Annotated in this window: 1 protein-coding gene; it reads right to left on the reverse strand. The window is 64.1% G+C overall.

The annotated features are described in order from the left end of the window. Positions 1 to 1,618, reverse strand: a 1,618-nt coding sequence (locus AB0L97_RS38595) for a type I polyketide synthase (RefSeq protein ID WP_364440013.1), incomplete at its 3' end; no start/stop codon positions are given. Positions 1,619 to 1,636: the final 18 nt, after the last annotated feature.

The following is a 1,636-nucleotide window of genomic DNA, read 5'->3' on the forward strand; positions in this document are numbered from 1 at the left end:
GTTTGGTGAGCCAGTGGGTGTGTTGTTGGAAGGGGTAGGTGGGTAGGGGTATTCGGTGGTGGTTGGGGTGGTATGTGGTCAAGTTGGGGGTGGTGCCGGTGAGCCAGAGTTTTGCGAGTGTGGTGTGGGTGGTGTGGGTGGGGGTGTGGTGGTCGCGTTTGTGGGGGAGGGTGTTGAGGGTGGTGTTGGTGGTGGTTCGGCGGGTGAGTGTGGTGAGGGTGGTGCCGGGTCCGACTTCGAGGAGTGTGGCGGTGGGGTAGTGGGTGGTCAGGGTGTTGATGCCGGTGGTGTATTCGACGGTGGTGCGTAGGTGGTTGGCCCAGTAGTGAGGGTTTTGGGCTTGTTCGGGGGTGATCCAGGTGCCGGTGGTGTTGGAGATGAAGGGGATTCGTGGTGGGTGGAGTGTGGTTCGGGTGATGGTGGTGGCGAGTGGGTCGATGGCGGGGTCCATGAGAGCGGAGTGGAATCCGTGCTGGGTGTTGACGGGGTGTGTTGTCCAGCCGTTGCCGTGAGCGGTGGTGGTGAAGGTGGTGATGGCGTCGTGTGGTCCGGAGACGACGCAGTCGCGGGGGCCGTTGTGTGCTGCGAGAGAAAGTGTTGGTGGGAGTGCTTTTTCGATGGTGGTGCGGTCGGCGATGATGTTGAGCATCGCGCCGGGGGGTTGTTGTTGCATGAGATGAGCGCGCTGGGTGATGAGGTGGAGTGCGTCGGGGAGGGTGAATACGCCTGCGAGGGTTGCGGCGGTCCACTCGCCGAGGCTGTGGCCGATCATGGCGGCGGGTGTGATTCCCCAGTGCTGCCACAGTCGGGCGAGGGCGTATTCGATGGTGAACAAGGCTGGTTGAGCCCATCGGGTTTGGCCGAGGGTCTCCGGGTCGGTGGTGATGATGTCGCGGATATCGGCGTGGAGTGTGGGTTGGAGCAGGTCTGCGCATTCGTCGACGGTGGCGCGGAATTGGGGTTCTTGGTCGTAGAGTTCCCAGGCCATGTGGGGGTGCTGTGCGCCTTGGCCGGGGAACAGGAACACGATGGGTTTGTCGTGGGTGGTTGCGTGGTTGGTGTGGACGGTTGCGGGATCGCGGGTTTGGAGTGCTGTGGCGATGGCGTCGGTGCTGGTGCCGGTGACGATGCGGCGGTGGGGGAAGGGTTGGCGACCGCGGGCGAGAGTATGGGCGGTGGCGGCGAGGTCGGGTTGTTCCTCGCGTAAGAAGGTGGCGAGGTTATCGGTGAGCTCGTCGAGTGCCTCGGGAGTGCGGGCGGATACGACAAGGGTGTGTGTGGTGCGTGGAGTCGATGGTAACGGGGCGGGTGCGGGTGGTTCCTCGATGATGAGATGGGCATTGGTGCCGCCGAAACCGAAGGCGCTGATACCTGCGCGTCGTGGCCGCTGCGGTCTGCGGGGCCAGGGTGTGCGGGTGGCTTGCACGTGGAATGGGGTCGCGGCGAAATCGATCGCGGGGTTGGGTGTGGTGTAGTTGAGTGAGGCGGGCAGTGTCTGATGGTGCAGGGCGAGAACGACTTTGATCAGACCGGCCATGCCGGAGGCGGCGTCGAGGTGGCCGATATTGCCCTTGACCGACCCCAGCGCGCACGACCCGGACGGACCGAACGCCTTCACCAACGCCTGAACCTCGAT

Origin of the sequence: Nocardia sp. NPDC051911 (assembly GCF_040681035.1) — a bacterium.
Taxonomy (GTDB): domain Bacteria; phylum Actinomycetota; class Actinomycetes; order Mycobacteriales; family Mycobacteriaceae; genus Nocardia; species Nocardia sichangensis.